The organism is Actinoplanes sp. NPDC051537 (genome assembly GCF_055586105.1).
Genome location: NZ_JBVJIU010000002.1, coordinates 330,319 through 346,411, shown reverse-complemented (window position 1 = coordinate 346,411; position 16,093 = coordinate 330,319). Strand labels below are relative to the sequence as shown.

The window sequence follows — 16,093 nt, the reverse complement described above, 5'->3', positions numbered from 1 at the left end:
GATGATTGTCAATGGGCAGCCCGCGGGTGTGCCCACGCCGCCCGGCCGGCCGGTAGGGACGGGCAGGGCTCCGCCGGGCATGGCCGATCCGCCCAATGGGTAAGGTGCAGCCTGTTCTTCAGGGGGTCCCACGTGCCGACGGACGACGAGCTCGCCGAGGCGCTCGCCGCCGCCCGGCGCGGTGACGAGCGCGGCTTCGCCGTACTCTGGCGCGCCCTGCACCCCGCCGTCCTGCGTTATCTGCAGGTGGTGGCCGGCGCCGCCGCCGAGGACGCCGCCTCCGAGACCTGGCTGCAGGTCGCCCGCGACCTCGGCCGGTTCCACGGCGACCCGGCGGCCTTCCGCGGCTGGCTGTTCCGCATCGCCCGGCACCGCGGCATCGACGAGCTGCGCCGGGCCGGCCGCCGCCGCGAGGACCCGGCCCCGACGGTGGACGCCGGCCACGTCGACCGCGACGCCGCGGCCGAGGTCATCGAGGGCGCCGAGACCGCCTGGGCGCTGGGTCTCATCGCGGCGCTGCCGGCCGACCAGGCCGAGGCCGTGATGCTGCGGGTGGTGGCCGGGCTCGACGTCGCGACGACCGCCCGGGTGCTGGGCAAACGCCGCGGCGCGGTGCGGATCGCGACGATGCGCGGCCTGCGCCGGCTCGCCGCCGACCCGGAGGTGCGCCGTCGGGGCCTCCAGTCCCAACCCGCCGAGGAGGCATGAGGCCATGCGGAACCCTCTGAGGTGGGCGCTTCGCCGCCGGCCCGGCCTCGACGAGACCGACCGGATGCTGGCCGGCGCCCCCGGGCTGGGTCACCTGGTCGAGGCGGCCCGGGCGCCCGGCCTGCCCGAGGAGATGAGCGGCGAACGGGTGATGGTGGACGCGATGGCCGCCGCCGCGTCCACCCGGCCGCGGGGTCGCCGATCCGTGCGGACGGTCGTCGTCGCGGTCGTGGCGGCGCTGGTGCTGCTGGGCGCGGGCGGCACCGCGCTGGCGGCCCGCACCGGCAAGCTGCCCGCGGGCGTCCAGGAGCACGCCCACCGCCTGTTCTCCGGCCTCGGCGTGCCCGCGCCCGCCCCGCGGCCCACGCCCACGCACACGCCCGCTCCGGCGCGCTCCTCGGCCACGCCACGCCCGGCGCCGACCCCGACCCCGTCCGCGGCGCCCTCGGTCGCCGCCGGGCCGGAGGTGGCGGCGTGGTGCGCGGCCTGGCGGACGGCGGCCGGCGGTGGCCACCCGATGAACGGCCGCGACCGGCGCGATCTGATCGCCGCGGCCGGGGGCGAGGATCGGGTCGATCAGTTCTGCGGAGGAGTGCCCTCCTCGTCACCCTCCGTGTCCACGACCAAGAAGAAGCCGAAGCCGTGCCACCCGGCGCATCCATCGAAGAAGTGACCCTGTAACGGCGGGCGGGGGTGGCGCGCTCTTCCTGCCATGACGACACTGCGCCCGCGCGGTGAGGTCGACACGACGACGCTCGCCGCCTTCGAGCTGTCTCTCGATCAGGCGATCGACACCGGTTCCGACCTGGTGGTCGACCTCGGCGAGCTGACCTTCATCGACGCCGCCGGCCTGCGTGCCCTGGCCCGGGCGGCCGACCGGCTGCACGGGGACGGCCGGCGGCTGCGCCTGGACCGGCCCGGTCCCCATGTGCGCCGGCTGCTGCGCGTACTCCATCTGGAGCATTTGCTCGGATAGCCGCGAAGAGCGCTGCGGGCGCCGATTCTGTTACTGCCGGAGGGCCTTTGAGCTGTTGATATTGCTCACCACGGAAATGTCCGGCATCGCGTTGATCACTCCGGTTCGGACTCTTAACCTGTGTGCCGGTCTAACGGGGGAGGGATCGGTGTCGATCCGTGTGCGATTACTGGGCGCGGTCGAGCTGTGGGTCGGCGGCGCGGCGGCCGACCTCGGCCCGGCCAAGCGGCGCGCGCTGCTGGCCGCGCTGGCCCTCGAGCGCAACCGGCCGATCGGCGTGGACCGGCTGACCCGGCTGCTGTGGACCGACGCGCCGCCGGTGTCGGCGGTGCCGAACATCCGCAACCATGTGGCCGGGCTGCGCCGGGTCCTCGACTCGCGGATCGTCTCCCATCGGCACGCCTACCAGCTCGTGCTCGACGCCCAGGAGCTCGACGTGACCGAGTTCCAGCGGCTCGCCGAGAGCGGCCGCCGGGCGGTCCGGGCCGGCGACCCGGCCGCGGCGGAACCGGAGCTGGCCGCCTCGCTGCGGCTGTGGCGTGGGCCGGCCGGCGAGGGGCTGGCCCGCGGCACCGAGCTCGACCAGCGCCTCCAGGGCCTCGACCAGCACCGGCTCCAGGTGGTCGAGGACCTCGCCGAGGTGCGGCTGGCCCTGGGCCACACCGGCGACCTCGTGCCGCTGCTGCGCGAGCACCTCGCCGCCCAGCCGCTGCGCGAGCGGGCGTGGGCGCAGCTGATGCTGGCGCACTACCGCTCGGGCGACCTCGGCGCCGCGCTGGCCGCCTATCGCGAGGCGCACGAGGTGCTGCGCCACCAGCTCGGCGTGGACCCCGGGCCGGACCTGGTCGCCCTGCACCAGGCGATGCTGGAGCGCTCCCCGCGCCTGGACGGCTAGCGCCTCCTCAGTCGCCGAGCCAGGTGGTGCCCGGTTGCGGTGCCCGGACGCGCGCGCACGCCCCGCTGGTCAGGTCGCAGCGGGCGGTGCCCGGGTCGTCGAGCGTGTCGGCCTGGGTGAGCAGCACGCCGGCCGCGCCGAGCCAGAGCGGGTTGATGCCGGCCACCGGCCAGGTGCGCACCTCGTTGCGGGTCACGTCGAGGAGGCCGTGTTGCGTGGTGCTGCCGCTGACCCAGTCGAGCGCGACGTACCGGCCGTCGGGGGAGACCGGGCCGGCCGCGCGCCAGCCGCCGCAGTTCGCCGCCGTGATGGTGGCGCTCGCATCCAGCCGCTGGAGGCATCCCGTGGCGTCGTCGAGGGCGACCAGGCCGCCGGTCACGCTCAGCATCGCGAGGCCGCCCACCGGCGCCGGCTCGCCGGCGCCCGTCCACGGCGCTCGCCACGCGACCGCCTTCTCGCCACCGAGCAGCAGCGCGTCGGCGGAGGCCCAGGCCACCTGCGTGAATCGGCCGGCCAGCCGGTGCTCGACCCGGCCGGTCCGGACGTCGATGAGTTCGACGGCGGGCTCGGCGCCGGGGCTGTCCTGGCCGAGCCACGTGCTCAGGGCCACGGTGCCGCCGTCGGGGGAGACGGCGATGCTGCCGGCTTGCGGTGCGCGGAAGAACTCTCGGTGGGCGTTGTCCGGGGCGACGACCCGCAGCCGTACGTCGTGAAGACCGTCGCCGCCGCCCGACCCGCTGAGCGCGACGAGGATCCCCTGGCCGCCCCGCCCGAGCAGGTGCACCGCGGACGGGAACGTGACCGTCCCGGCCGCCGTCACCAGCCGGCGGTCGGTCGCGTAGGGAACCGGCGCCTGCACCTCGCCGCCGTCGGGCAGCCGGTCGAACGTCTGCGTGCCCGCCTCCGAGACGGTGAGCGGCCAGAACGGGTGTGCGCCGTCCGGCTTGCCGTGCGCGGGCGCCGTCGTCGCGGCCGGTGGCGCCGGCCGGTGCCGCGGCGTCCCGGGCAGGCTCACGGCGACGCCGACGGCCACCGCGGCCACGGCCGCCCCGGCCGCCAGTGCCACCCAGACGGTGCGCGTCCGGCGCGGCGCCGGCGACAAGGCCGGGTTGCGCAGCCGGGCGGCGGCCGGCGCCGCGTGCTCGCCCGCCCTGGTCAACACGTTGGTGAGGCGCTGCTCGAGCTCGTCCATCACCGCGCTCCCTTCCGCGTCCGGATCTCGTCGTCGTCGTGGCCGGCCAGCGCGGCCGCGAGCCGCGTGTGCGCGCGGTGGGCGCTGGACTTCACGGTCCCGGCGCTGACCCGCAGCACGTTCGCGATCTCGGCCTCGCCCAGGTCGCACCAGTAGCGCAGCACCACCACCTCGCGCTGGCGGCGGGGCAGCGTCTGCACGAGGTTCCAGAGCCACCAGTCCGCGAACTCGGGCGGCCCGGTGTGCCCGGGCTCGGCCAGCCGCGGCGCGAACCGCCGCGCCACGGCACGGCGGCGCAGCATGCTGCGGGATCGATTGACGACGGCCGTCCGCGCGTACGCCAGGGCGGTGTCCTCGCGAATGCCGTCCCACCGGCGGTAGAGCTCCTCCAGCACCTCCTGCGCCACGTCCTCGGCATCGGCCAGATCCCCGACCAGCAGATAGGCGAGCTGCACCAGCTGTCGGCCGCTCGCGCTGAAGAAGCGGGTGAAGTCATCGGTCATGCGCACACCCGCCCTCGTCTCTACCCTCATGCCATCGTTACGCCCGAGCGCCCGTCCGGGTTGTCACCGCGACGACGAAAATTCCCCCGGCCGCGCGCGGCGACCGGGGGAATCGGGGTGTCAGTTGCCGAACAGCTTCTGGTCGTACGCCTCCTGCCAGGGCCGGACGCACGCCGACCAGACGTTGTTGTACTTGTCGACGAGGGCGATCGCGGCGGCCGAGGTGCCGTGCTCGCCGAACGCGACCTCCTTCGGAGCGACGAACGGGTTGGTGTCGACCGCGAAGCCGGCGTCCGCCATGCACCGGACGTAGACACCGGCGGCGGCCCGCACCTCCGGGCTGGCCAGCGCGGCCCGCTGCGCCTCGGCGACCCGGGCCCGGCCCTCGGCGCCGCCCGAGGCCTCGTCCTCGAGCTTGGCGCTGCACGCGTTGACGGCGTCGGACCAGGCCTGCTTCGCCTGCGGCGACATCCCGGCCACCAGCGCGTCGTTCGGGTTGCCGGGCGTCACCGCCTTGAGCTGGGCGGCCAGCTCGGTGCGGATGGCGTCGGTCATCTCGTCCCCGGGCACGATGCCGAAGGCGTCGACGACGTCCACCGTCTGGAGGCGGGCGTCGAACGAGAGGCCCTTCGCCCGCATGCAGGCGCCCATCTTCTGATTGGACTGCGCATAGGAGGCGAGCAATTGCTTCGCCTGGCCGAGCCGGTCCGGTTTCGGGTCGGCGAGAGCGTTGCCCACGAGCTGGGTGGCGATGAGAGTGCCGGCGATTCCGGCGGTGAGCAGGATATTACGAATCTTCATGACCGCTCCACGAAATCAATCCGGATCAGGCGACGACGTTCAGGCTGGTGCTGGACGCTCCGTAAATCGGTGTATCCCACAGGCTTTTCAGCCAGGACCGATCCGTTTGATTGATCTTGATGCAGCCCGCCGACTTGTAATTCGAGTCGCTCCAGCCGCCGCCGTTTCCGCCCTGCGAGTGGATGAACAGCTCGGTACGGGTGACCGAGCCGCCCGCGCACACGTGGTTGCCCAGGTTCCAGACCGAGCCCTTGACCACCGCGCTGTCCGTCTGGTGGTTGACCTCGTATCGGGCCGTGTACTTCCCGTTCGGGAGCCAGCCGTGGTTGGTGGTGCACTCGTTGCTGGTGCCGTCGCCCGAGCCGGCCGTCATCCAGGCCTTGTGCCGGTTGGCCATCAGCGTCGAGCCGCAGTAGGACGCGCCCGAGAAGAACACGTAGAGCGTTCCCATCGGAGCCGATCCCTTGTCGAAGGTGAAGGTGGGGTTCGTCTTTGCCGACATGCAGGTGGTGGGCACCGTATCGGTGTACGCCTGAGCCTGCGTGATCTCGGACATGCCCATTGTCAGCCCCAGCAGGGCCGCCGCCAGATAGGCGCTCCCGGTACGCGATACGCGCATTCTTTCCCCGTTTCCGTTGTGCGCGGATACGGCAACGCCCCGGGCAGATACTCGCGGCCTGAATAGATGACCGTCAACCCCGTAATCGCGAAGATGTCCGATGTGGACGTAGACGTGCGTCGAAGTCACTATTACCGGGCTCAGCGGCGGCTCAGCCGGGCCGTGATAGAACCCCGGACATGCGCATCATGTTCGTCGCCGCTCCCCTGCAGGGGCACCTGCTGCCGCTCGTCCCGCTCGCCGCGGCCTGCCGCGACGCCGGGCACGACGTGCTCCTGGCGTCCGGGAGCTTTCCGCCCGACCTGCTCGGCCTGCGCACGGCCGACATCGGCGCCCGGTTCAGCCTGGCCCGCAGCGCGATCCGGGCGGCCCTGCGGCATCCCGGCATCGCCCGCGCCGAGATGCGCGGCACCGCCGGGCACTCGATGGTCGGCGAGCTGTTCGGCCGGGCCAACCTGACGCTGGTCGAGCCGCTGCGCGAGCTGGCCGAGCGCGAGCGCCCCGACCTCATCGTCTTCGAGCCGCTGGCCGAGGCGGGCGCGATCGTGGCCGGGCGGCTGAGCATCCCGTCGGTGCTCCAGGAGAACACGCTGTGGCCGGCCACCGAGCTGTTCCGGGCCGTTACCACCGGCTCGGTCCTGGCCAAGTACGAGATCCCCAACCCGGAGCTGACCATCGCGGTGACCCCGCCGAGCCTGCGCGGCGGCCCGGCCGTGGGGGCGATCCCGATGCGCCCGGTGCCCTGGTCCGGGGGCGGCGAGATCCCGGATTGGCTGCTCACGCCCGGCGACCGCCCGCGGGTGCTGGTCAGCCGCAGCACGCTGGAGGGGCCGAACGACGGCGACCCCGGTCCCGCGATCATCGCCGCGGCGGCCGCGGTGGAGGCCGAGTTCGTGCTGGTCCGGCCGGCGAGCACCCGCGATCTCCCGCCGAACGTGCGCGCGGTCGGCCGCATACCGCTCGACCGGGCCCTCCCGCACGCCGCCGCGTTCGTCCACCATTCCGGCGCCGGCAGCGTGCTCGGCGGCCTGGCCGCCGGGGTGCCGCAGCTGACCACGACCGGCGCGGGCGACCGGCGGCACAACGCCGAGCTGCTGGCGCGGCGGGGCGCCGGCATCGCCATCGAGGCCAAGGCCATCACCGCGGCCGACCTGACCCGCCTGCTCACCGACGAGAAGCTGCGCGCCGCGGCCCGCGAGGTGGCGGCCGAGATGGCCGCGATGCCGGAGCCGGCAACCGTGGTGCCGTCGCTCGAGAAGGTCGTCGGCGACTGACCCCCGGCCGCCAGCAGTCGGCCGGCCTCCGCCGGCCTCGGCCGGCCCGGTGGCGGGCGGCCGCGCCGGCCTCGAGCAGCCCGGTCGCAGGCGGCCGCACCGGCCTCAACCGGCCCGGTCGCAGGCGGCCGCGCGGCCGAGCAGCAGGGTCCGCTCCCGCTCGTTGCGGGTCAGCGACGCCGCCCGCTCGAACTCCGCCCGCGCCTCGCCCGGCCGGCCCAGCCGGGACAGGAAGTCACCACGCACGCTGGGCAGCAGGTGGTAGCCGCGCAGCGCGGGGACGTCCATCAGCTGGTCCAGCAGCGCCAGCCCGGCCTCCGGCCCGAACGCCATCGACAGCGCCACCGCCCGGTTCAGCTCGATGACCGGGGACGGCGCCGCCTCGGCCAGACGCTCGTAGAGCCGGGCGATGCGCTCCCAGTCGGTGTCCTCGAAACGGCGGGCCCGGCCGTGGCAGGCGGCGATGGCGGCCTGCAGCACGTACGGGCCGGGCGTGCCGCCGGCCAGGGCCTCGGCCCGGTCCAGCGCGGCCAGGCCGCGGCGGATCAGCAGCTGGTCCCAGCGGGCCCGGTTCTGGTCGGCCAGCAGGACCGGCTCGCCGCCCGGCCCGGTGCGGGCGCGCGAGCGTGAAGCCTGGATCTCCATGAGCGCCACCAGGCCGTGCACCTCGGGCTCGCGCGGCGCCAGCCGGGCCAGGACCCGGCCCAGCCGCAGGGCGTCCTCGCACAGCGCCGGTCGCATCCAGTCGTCGCCGGCGGTGGCCGAGTAGCCCTCGTTGAAGATCAGGTAGACGACCTCGAGCACCGAGGAGAGCCGGGCCGCCAGCTCGTCGCCCCGCGGCACCTCGAACGGCACCTTCGCGGTGGCCAGGGTCTTCTTCGCCCGCACGATCCGCTGGGCCACGGTCGGCTCCGGCACCAGGAAGGCCCGGGCGATCTCGTCGGTGGTCAGCCCGCCGAGCAGCCGCAGGGTCAGCGCGGCCCGGGCCTCGGTGGACAGCACCGGGTGGCAGGCCACGAAGACCAGCCGCAGCAGGTCGTCGCCGATCCCGTCGTCCTCGGCGACCAGCATGCCGATGTCCGGCGAAGCTTCCTCCAGCTCCCGGCCGACCTCCTCGACCTTGCGCCGGAAGGTCTCGTTGCGCCGGATCTGGTCGATGGCCCGGCGCTTCGCGGTGGTCATCAGCCACGCGCCCGGATTGGCCGGCACGCCCTCGGCCGGCCACTGCTCCAGGGCCGCGACCAGCGCGTCCTGTGCCAGCTCCTCGGCCACGCCGACGTCGCGGACGAGCCTGGTCAGGCCGGCGATGAGCCGGGGCGCCTCGATCCGCCATACGGCCTCGATCGCGCGATGGGTGTCGGAAGGCACGGCCTCCGTCTACCCCACCGCGCGACCGTTGGCAAACCGGCGCCCGGCCCGACGGCCCTCCAGGCATTGACACATTCCAGTGGATCGATTAAGTCTGACTGACATCGTTGTCACGAACTGACATCGTTGTCAGGAAGGAAGCCGCATGCTCCGATCCCTTGCCGTCCTCGCCGCGGTGGTGGTCACCCTCCCGCTCGCGACCGCCGCCGAGGCCGCCGGGCCGACGCTGGTCGACGACCCGGCCGCGTACGTCAATCCGTTCATCGGCACCACCAACCTGGGCAACACGTACCCGGGCGCGGTCCGGCCGTTCGGCATGCTCGCCTGGAGCCCGCAGACCTCCCGCGGCACCCAGATCTCCACCCCGGCGCCCGGCGGCTACCAGTACACGGCCACGAAGATCCGCGGGCTCAGCCTGACCCACCTCAGCGGCGTCGGCTGCTCGGGAGCGAACGGCGACATTCCGATCATGCCGTACGCCGGGAGCGTCACCACCTCACCGAGCGCGGACGCCACCGACGCCATCTACGCCAGCACCTTCTCGCACGCCAACGAGGCCGCCGAGCCCGGCTACTACCGCGTCGGCCTGGACAGCGGCGCCGGCGCGGAGCTGACCGTCACCGACCGCACCGGCTCCGGCAAGTTCAGCTTCCCCGCCGACAAGCCGGCCAGCCTGCTCTTCCGCACGTCGCTCTCGGAGACCGGCAGCGCCGGCGCGACCGTGCACATCGACCCGGCCACGCGGACCGTCACCGGCAGCGTGAGCGCCGGCAACTTCTGCGGCCCGCAGAGCACCGACAACTCGCACGCCTACTACACGCTGCACTTCGTCGCGCAGCTCGACCAGCCGTTCGCCGCCACCGGCACCTGGAAGGACGGCACGCTCACCCCGGACAGCACGGACGCGAGCGGCGGCAGCGGCTACAGCACGTCCGGCCGCCCGGTCGCCGGCAAGGGCTCCGGCGGCTACGTGACGTTCGCGCCCGGCACCACCAGCGTCGGCATGCGCGTCGCCATCGCGTACACGGATCAGGCCGGCGCCGAGGCCAACCTCGCCGCCGAGTCCACCGGCGGTTTCGACGCCATCCGGAGCGCCGCGCGGGCGGCCTGGACCACCCGGCTCAGCAAGATCAGGATCGGTGGCGGCACCCGCGACCAGCTCACCACGTTCTACACCGCGCTCTACCACGCGGCGCTCGAGCCGACCCTGACCAGCGACGCCGACGGCCGCTACTACGGCGCCGACGACCAGATCCACCAGCTGGCGAAGACCCAGCACGCCCAGTACGGCACGTTCTCCGGCTGGGACGTCTACCGCGCCCAGGTGCAGCTGCTCGCCCTGCTCGACCAGCGCCAGGCGAGCGACTATGCGCAGTCGCTGTTCAACTACGCCACCCAGCGCGGCGGCGAGTGGGACCGGTGGCTGCTGGAGCACGGCAAGACCGCGGTGATGTCGGGCGATCCGGCCGCCGCCGCGGTCGCCGCCATGTATGCGTTCGGCGCCCGTGACTTCGACGCCCGCGGCGCCCTGAAGTCGCTGGTGACGGCCGCGACCGTGCCGACGGCGAACGACTCGAGCGACTCCGGCTGCAACGTCGAGTGCTTCGGCCAGCGCCCGTCCCTCGACTTCTATCTGGCCAAGGGCTACGTGCCGGCCGACGACTGCCACTGCTGGGGTGGCGCCGCCGAGACGCTCGAGGACGCGGCCGCCGACTACGGCGTGGCGCAACTGGCCGGCGCCCTGGGCGACCTGCGGACGTACAAGACCTTCATGGCTCGCTCGCTCAACTGGCGCAACGTCTACGACCCGGCGGCGAAGGCCGATCCCGGCCTGGACCACAACATCCGCGAGCACATCACCGCCATCACGGCGAGCGGCGAGAACCCGCCGAACGAGGGCAAGGCCCAGGCCTTCGACGGCGACAAGGGCACCAAGTGGCTCACCTTCGCCACGACCGGGTGGGTCGCCGCGAAACTCGACGCGCCGCGCACCGTGAACCGGTACGCCCTTACCTCGGGCAACGACGAGCCCGGGCGCGACCCGGCCGACTGGGAGCTCCAAGGCTCGGACGACGGCAGCGCGTGGACCACTGTGGACAGCCGGACCGGGCAGAGCTTCGACAAGCGCGGGCAGACCAAGGTGTACGAGGTGAGCAGCCCCCAGGCGTTCACCAACTATCGCCTGAACGTCGTCAAGAACGGCGGCGAGGACATCGTGCAGCTCGGTGAGCTGGAGCTGGCCGACCCGGCCGTCCCGACCCCGGCGCCCAACGACAGCCCGTACGTCGGCTGGATGCGCGACCGCTTCCGCGACGGCACCTGGGCCGAGGGCTTCAGCCCGTCCACCGGCTCCGGCTTCGTCGAGGGCAGCAGCGCCCAGTACACCTGGATGGTCTACTCCGACGTGGTCACGCTGGGCCAGCGGATGGGCGGCAACGACGTCGCCGAGAAGCGGCTCGACGCGTTCTTCCGCAACCCGGACGGCACGTTCGACCTGACCGCCACGAAGCTCACCCGCTTCGACGCCAGCAACGAGCCGGACATCCAGACCCCGTACCTCTACAACTACTTCGGCGCCGCGTACAAGACGCAGGAGACCGTCAAGGCCATCATCGACGGCAAGTGGACCAGCGGCACCGGGGGCATCCCCGGCAACGACGACGCCGGCACGATGAGCGCCTGGTACGTCCTGTCCGCGCTCGGCCTCTACCCGACCGTTCCCACCCGGGCCGAGCTCGCCCTCACCACCCCGCTCTTCCCGCACGCCGAAGTGCGGCTCGGCAGCGGCAAGGACCTGACCATCGACGCCCCCGGAACCGAGACGGCGCACTACATCAAAGGCCTGAAGGTCGACGGCAAGTCCACCACCAAGGCATGGCTGCCGGCCGCCACGACGATCAAGGGCGGGCATCTCGCGTACGCGCTGAGCACCGCCCCGAACTACAGCTGGGGCAGCCTGCCCGGCGACGTCCCGCCGCAGAACTGACGCCTAGGGGACGCCGGTCACCGCGAGGGTGAGCACCTCGTGGCCGGCGTCCCACAGCAGGGTGAGCAGGGCCCGGATCGCGGCCTGGTCGACGTCTTCGACGACGAGCAGCGTGTGCGACTCGTGGTCGTAGCGCGACCGGATCGCCTCGCTCAGGGAACGTGGGAGGGGCCCCCGGATCGTCAGCTCGCAGCGTGTCGTGGCCATGGGCCGAGCCAAGCGCCGGGACGGGTGCCGCCGCATCACCCGGCCGGCGGCACCACCCGGGGTGGGATCAGATCAGGCCGAGCCGGCGGGCGGCGGCGACGGCCTCGGCGCGGGAGGCGACGCCGAGCTTGCGATAGAGGCTCTTCGTGTACGCCTTGACGGTGTTGATGGACAGGAACAGCGCCGCGCCGATCTCGCGCTGGGACGCCGTGCCCTGCAAAGCCCGCAGAATCGACAGCTCGCGGTCGGTCAGCTCCTCGGCGAGCACGCCGGACCGGTGCGCCACCCGGGCCGCGCCGTGTCCCACCCGGTTCTCGGAGGCTTCCAGGCGCTCGCGGGCGAAGCCGCTGACCGGCTCGTCGTCGGCCACCTCCCGGGCCCGGGACAGCGCCGCCCGGGCCGCCGGCCGGTCGCCGCGGGCGAGTTCGGCGTCGGCCAGGTGGAGCAGGCCCATCAGCAGCACCGTCGGCCGCGGGTGCCGGGCGGCCAGCTCCGTTGCCGTCCGCAGCCGCGCCACGGCGCCGTCGGCGTCGCCGCGCTGGTACAACCGCCGGCCTTCGGCGATGCGCAGCGCGGCCAGGCCCGGCGTGGTCGCCTCCCGGCCGTCGCGCTCCACGGCGGACGCCATCGGCGCCGCCTCCCGCAGGATCCGGTCGCACTCCCGATCGCGGCCGAGGTCGGCGAGCATGAACGCGAGCGTGCCGGCGACCTGCATGTGAATCCACGGCGTCCACGACTCCCGCTCCGCCCACAGACCGAGCAACAGATCGGACGCTTCGGCCTGGCGCCCCTCGCGGCCGAGGGCGGCGGCCAGCGCGGGCCGCAGCGACGGGTGGGCCGCGCCGCCGTCCGCGGTCTCGAGGGCGATGGCCTCGGTGGCCAGCACCACCGACCGCGCGGCGTCCGCGTCGGACAGACCGAAGGCCGCCCGCAGGCACAGCGCCGCGGCGCGGAAGCTGTGCCACTCCGGCAGCGCGGTGCCGTCGCCGGCGTCCTCCTCGGCGACGTCGATCCACCGGTTCACCTGTGGCCGGTCGCCGCACAGCGCCGCCGCGTACGCCAGATGCAGGGCCAGCGGGGGATCCACCGCGGGCCGTGGCATCTGCTCGCCGAAGCGCAGCAGGGTGGCCGCGTCGCCGCGGGGCAGGAACCAGTCCACCGCGCGCTCGCGCATCAGGGCGCCGGCGGCCTCGGCGCGACCGGCCCGCAGCAGGTGGCCGACCGCGTCGTCGATCCGGTCCCGGCCGGCGAACCAGCGGGCCGCCCGCTCGAGCACCCCGGCCGGATCGGTCGCCGCCGAGCGCAGCAGCGCGTCACGCAGCAGACGGTGGCAGCGGTACCACTCGCCGCCGGCGTCGAGGGCGGCCACGAACAGGTCGGCCCGGACCAGCTCGTCGAGCACCCGGGCCGAGCCGGCGACGCCGAGCGCGGCGTCGCACAGTGGGCCCGAGAGCAGCTCCAGCGGCGCGGCCCGCACCAGCAGCTCGCGGTGCTCGGGCGGCAGGCCCGGCAGCACCTCGGCGGCGAAGTAGTCCATCAGGTGCCGGCCGTCGGCGCCGACCCGCCCGGGACCGCCGCGCAGCGCCAGCGCGGCCAGTTGCAGACCGGCCGCCCAGCCCTCGGTGCGGTCCCAGACCGCGTCGTCCAGCTCGGTCCCGGCCACCGCCGAGACCAGCGCCGCCGCCTCGTCGCGGGAGAAGCGCAGATCGGCCGCGCGGATCTCGGTGAGCTCGCCGCGGGCGCGGAGCCGGGCGAGCGGCAGCGGCGGGTCGGCCCGCCCCGCCACGACCAGGCGCAGCGCCGGAGGCAGGTAGGCGAGCAGGAACTCGACCGCCTCGTGAATGCGCGGATCAGTCAGCACGTGGTAGTCGTCGAGCACCAGCACCATCGGCGTGCTGGCGGCGGCCAGCTCGTTCAGCAGCATCGGAAGTGCCAGGTCGACCGGCGGCACCTCGGCCGCGTCCAGCGCCCGCAACGGACCGGCGCCGACGTCGCCGCCGGCCTCGGCCAGGGCGGTCAGCACGTAGCCGAAGAAGCGCACCGGCTCGTCGTCGCTCTCGTCCAGCGACACCCACGCGATGCGACGATTCTCGGCCGGGTCGTTCGCCCACCCGCTGAGCAGGCTGGTCTTGCCCCAACCGGCCGGCGCGACGACCACGGTGAGGCGGGTGTCGGCGCGGCGCAGGCGCTCGGCCAGGCGCCCGCGCGCGACCGCGCCGGCCCGCACGGGCGGGATCGCCCGCTTCACGGTGAGCAGAGGCCGTTCCGCCACGGGGGTAGTCTCGCAGCTCGCCCACCCGGGGTGCATCCCGTCGCGGGGTGGTGCGCCGCCACCCGCGGTGCGACGACGTTCGAGGCCATGACCGGAACAGGGACAGACGGCATGACCGGAACGGGGACGCGGGAGGCGGAGCCGCGGATGACCCGGCGATCGGCGCTGCGGTGGGCCGGGATCGGCGCGGGAACGGTGGCGGTGGCCGGGCTCGGTGCCGCGGGCGTCCGGGCCGGCACCAACGGCGCGTTCGGTGCGGGCTCGGGGGAGCCCTACGACCTGTGGCGGGACTGGGCCGGGATGTCCGGCGTGGAGCGGGTGGTGGCGGCCGGCGTGCTGGCCTGCAATCCGCACAACACGCAGCCCTGGCAGTTCGCCGCGCACGGCGACACCGTCGAGGTGTTCTCCGACCCGGCGCGGCGGATGGCGCACAACGACGCGAGCGACCGGGAGCACTTTGCGGGCCTGGGCTGCGCGATCGAGAACATGCTGGTGGCGGCCGCGGCCGACGGGCGTACGCCCGAGGTGAGGGTCTTTCCCGACGGCCCGCTCGTGGCGCGGATCCTGCTCGGCGCCGGTGGCGCTCCGGGCGACCGGGAGCTGGCGGCGGCAATTCCGCGGCGGCACACCAACCGAGGGCCGTTCACGAGTGAGCCGATCGACCCGGCCGTGCTGAGCGGGGAGGCCGCCCGGATCCCCGGTGCGAGCGTCCACTGGATCACCGAGCCGGCCGCCCGGGCCCGGCTCGGCGCGCTCTACGTCGAGGCCACCGAGGCGATCGCCGCCGATCCGGAGCAGTCGGCCGAGGCGTTCTCCTGGTTCCGCAGCGCCCGCGGCGACATCGACGAGCACCGCGACGGCCTCACCCTGGACGGCCAGGGGCTGGGCGGCGTCACGCTCTTCGCCGCCAAGGTGCTGCCCGCCCAGTCCCGCGAGGACGGCGACGCGTACTGGGTGAAGGCCACCCGCGAGGTGCACACGGCGACCGCCGCCGCGTACGGCGTCATCACCGTCGCCGACGTGCGCGACCGGACCGCCCGGGTCGCCGGCGGCCGCCTGCTGGCCCGCCTGCACCTGGCCGCCACCGCCCGCGGTCTCGCCTTCCACCACATGAACCAGATCACCGAGCGGATCGACCGCGACCGCCAGCTCGGCGTCCCGGACGTCTTCTCGGCGCGCTGGGCCGCGATTCTCGGCCGTCCGGCCTCGACCGGCCTGGTGTCGTTCCGGATCGGCCGGCCCGAGCGCCCGCCGGGACTCAGCCCGCGGCGCGCGCTCGGCGACGTCATGCGGTGAGGCCGCTGACCGTGGCCCGGCGCCGCATAGGCTCGCGCTCATGACCGACGGCGACTGGAGGGATGGCGGGTTCCGGCAGCGCCGGCCCTCCGTGGAGACGCTCGCCTGGGTTGCGGCGTCGATGGGCCGGGGCAGTCGCGTCGTCGGCTGTCGCCGACTGACCGGTGGCGTCTGCTCCGCCGTGAATCGGCTGACCGTCGAGCGACGTGGAATGCGGACGTTCGTCGTGCTGCGGCAGTACCCGGGCGGGCTCGGCCTGCGGGAGAGCTTGGAAAAGGAGATCGCCAACCTGGGCGTGGTGGCGGGTAGCGGGCTCCCGGTTCCCGGCATCCTGGCGACCGATGTCGCCGGTGCTTCGACGGGCGGCGCGCCGTCGTTGCTGATGACCCGGTTGCCGGGGCATGTTGACCTCAACCCGGCGGAACCTCGGTCGTGGATGACGAGGATCGCGGAGCTTGCCGCATTGCTGCATGCCCTCGATCTCCCCGCGAAGGTCTTCAGGCCGTGGACGGATTCGTGGATCGCTCGTCCGGACGGGTTTCGGGTGCCGGCCGACGCTCCGAAGCCGGCTGTGTGGAAGGCGGCGTTCGCTGTCATGGCGGCGCCGCCCCCGAAGGACACCGCCGTCTTTCTGCACTGCGATCTCCTGCCGGTCAACCTGCTGTGGTCGCGCGGGAGGATCACCGGGCTGACCGACTGGAACTCCATCCATCGGGGGTCGCGCGCGATCGACGTCGGGCACTGCCGGCGATACTTGGCGGCGCTCTACTCGCCCGAGTGGTCGGAGCAGGTGCGGTCGCTGTACGAGTCGATCGCCGGGGTGACTCTCGATCCGTGGTGGGACCTGTACGCCCTGCTGCACTACGACGACAGCGGGCCGAAGTGGATCCGTGGGCAGGTCGCCGGGCGCCGTCCCGTCGACGTGCCCGGCATGACTTCCCGGGTCGAGGTCGCGATCGAGACGGCGCTACGGCGGCTCGGATAACGGCGCGGCGG

The 16,093-nt window shown here is 74.0% G+C and carries 15 protein-coding genes; 8 read left to right on the top strand and 7 right to left on the bottom strand.

Annotated elements, in window-relative coordinates:
- Nucleotides 1–132 precede the first annotated feature (132 nt).
- The 4 genes from ACZ6TB_RS05375 (at nucleotide 133) to ACZ6TB_RS05360 (ending at nucleotide 2,579) form a co-directional block, all read left to right on the top strand.
- Complete coding sequence (locus ACZ6TB_RS05375; RefSeq protein ID WP_465550873.1) at nucleotides 133–708, top strand: RNA polymerase sigma factor; 576 nt, start codon at nucleotides 133–135, stop codon at nucleotides 706–708.
- A gap of 4 nt (nucleotides 709–712) precedes the next feature.
- Nucleotides 713–1,381, top strand: a complete 669-nt coding sequence (locus ACZ6TB_RS05370) for a hypothetical protein (RefSeq protein WP_465550871.1) — start codon at nucleotides 713–715, stop codon at nucleotides 1,379–1,381.
- Between the two features lie 39 nt (nucleotides 1,382–1,420).
- Nucleotides 1,421–1,684: an STAS domain-containing protein gene (locus ACZ6TB_RS05365; RefSeq protein WP_465550869.1), complete on the top strand. Its 264-nt coding sequence runs from the start codon at nucleotides 1,421–1,423 to the stop codon at nucleotides 1,682–1,684.
- A gap of 148 nt (nucleotides 1,685–1,832) precedes the next feature.
- The gene (locus tag ACZ6TB_RS05360) at nucleotides 1,833–2,579 is read left to right on the top strand and encodes an AfsR/SARP family transcriptional regulator (RefSeq protein WP_465550867.1); all 747 of its coding nucleotides are present in this window, start codon (nucleotides 1,833–1,835) and stop codon (nucleotides 2,577–2,579) included.
- A gap of 7 nt (nucleotides 2,580–2,586) precedes the next feature.
- Here ACZ6TB_RS05360 and ACZ6TB_RS05355 read toward each other — a convergent pair whose 3' ends face one another.
- From ACZ6TB_RS05355 to ACZ6TB_RS05340, 4 genes are all read right to left on the bottom strand, one after another.
- Complete coding sequence (locus ACZ6TB_RS05355) at nucleotides 2,587–3,771, bottom strand: hypothetical protein (RefSeq protein WP_465550865.1); 1,185 nt, start codon at nucleotides 3,769–3,771, stop codon at nucleotides 2,587–2,589.
- Nucleotides 3,771–4,274 carry a SigE family RNA polymerase sigma factor gene (locus ACZ6TB_RS05350; RefSeq protein WP_465550863.1) on the bottom strand — a complete coding sequence of 168 codons (504 nt, stop codon included), beginning with the start codon at nucleotides 4,272–4,274 and terminating at the stop codon, nucleotides 3,771–3,773. The genes ACZ6TB_RS05355 and ACZ6TB_RS05350 overlap by 1 nt, the downstream gene beginning before the upstream one ends.
- Before the next feature lie 120 nt (nucleotides 4,275–4,394).
- The gene (locus ACZ6TB_RS05345; protein ID WP_465550861.1) at nucleotides 4,395–5,075 is read right to left on the bottom strand and encodes a hypothetical protein; all 681 of its coding nucleotides are present in this window, start codon (nucleotides 5,073–5,075) and stop codon (nucleotides 4,395–4,397) included.
- Nucleotides 5,076–5,100: 25 nt separating this feature from the next.
- Nucleotides 5,101–5,694 (bottom strand): hypothetical protein, encoded by a 594-nt coding sequence (locus ACZ6TB_RS05340; RefSeq protein WP_465550859.1) that lies wholly within the window; start codon nucleotides 5,692–5,694, stop codon nucleotides 5,101–5,103.
- Nucleotides 5,695–5,873: 179 nt separating this feature from the next.
- Between ACZ6TB_RS05340 and ACZ6TB_RS05335 the strand changes: the two genes are divergently transcribed.
- Complete coding sequence (locus ACZ6TB_RS05335) at nucleotides 5,874–6,968, top strand: glycosyltransferase (protein ID WP_465550857.1); 1,095 nt, start codon at nucleotides 5,874–5,876, stop codon at nucleotides 6,966–6,968.
- A gap of 105 nt (nucleotides 6,969–7,073) precedes the next feature.
- On the opposite strand, the gene ACZ6TB_RS05330 is transcribed toward ACZ6TB_RS05335, so the two are convergent.
- Nucleotides 7,074–8,336 carry an RNA polymerase sigma factor gene (locus ACZ6TB_RS05330; protein WP_465550855.1) on the bottom strand — a complete coding sequence of 421 codons (1,263 nt, stop codon included), beginning with the start codon at nucleotides 8,334–8,336 and terminating at the stop codon, nucleotides 7,074–7,076.
- Between the two features lie 145 nt (nucleotides 8,337–8,481).
- Between ACZ6TB_RS05330 and ACZ6TB_RS05325 the strand changes: the two genes are divergently transcribed.
- Nucleotides 8,482–11,322 (top strand): GH92 family glycosyl hydrolase, encoded by a 2,841-nt coding sequence (locus ACZ6TB_RS05325; protein WP_465550853.1) that lies wholly within the window; start codon nucleotides 8,482–8,484, stop codon nucleotides 11,320–11,322.
- A gap of 3 nt (nucleotides 11,323–11,325) precedes the next feature.
- Here ACZ6TB_RS05325 and ACZ6TB_RS05320 read toward each other — a convergent pair whose 3' ends face one another.
- Nucleotides 11,326–11,529 carry a hypothetical protein gene (locus ACZ6TB_RS05320; RefSeq protein ID WP_465550851.1) on the bottom strand — a complete coding sequence of 68 codons (204 nt, stop codon included), beginning with the start codon at nucleotides 11,527–11,529 and terminating at the stop codon, nucleotides 11,326–11,328.
- A 67-nt stretch (nucleotides 11,530–11,596) separates the two neighbouring features.
- Entirely contained in the window at nucleotides 11,597–13,801 is a 2,205-nt protein-coding gene (locus tag ACZ6TB_RS05315) for a helix-turn-helix transcriptional regulator (RefSeq protein WP_465550849.1), read from the bottom strand.
- Between the two features lie 147 nt (nucleotides 13,802–13,948).
- Between ACZ6TB_RS05315 and ACZ6TB_RS05310 the strand changes: the two genes are divergently transcribed.
- Together ACZ6TB_RS05310 and ACZ6TB_RS05305 are read left to right on the top strand one after the other, a co-directional pair.
- Entirely contained in the window at nucleotides 13,949–15,097 is a 1,149-nt protein-coding gene (locus tag ACZ6TB_RS05310; protein WP_465550847.1) for an Acg family FMN-binding oxidoreductase, read from the top strand.
- 40 nt (nucleotides 15,098–15,137) lie between these two features.
- Nucleotides 15,138–16,082 carry a phosphotransferase family protein gene (locus ACZ6TB_RS05305; protein WP_465550845.1) on the top strand — a complete coding sequence of 315 codons (945 nt, stop codon included), beginning with the start codon at nucleotides 15,138–15,140 and terminating at the stop codon, nucleotides 16,080–16,082.
- Nucleotides 16,083–16,093: the final 11 nt, after the last annotated feature.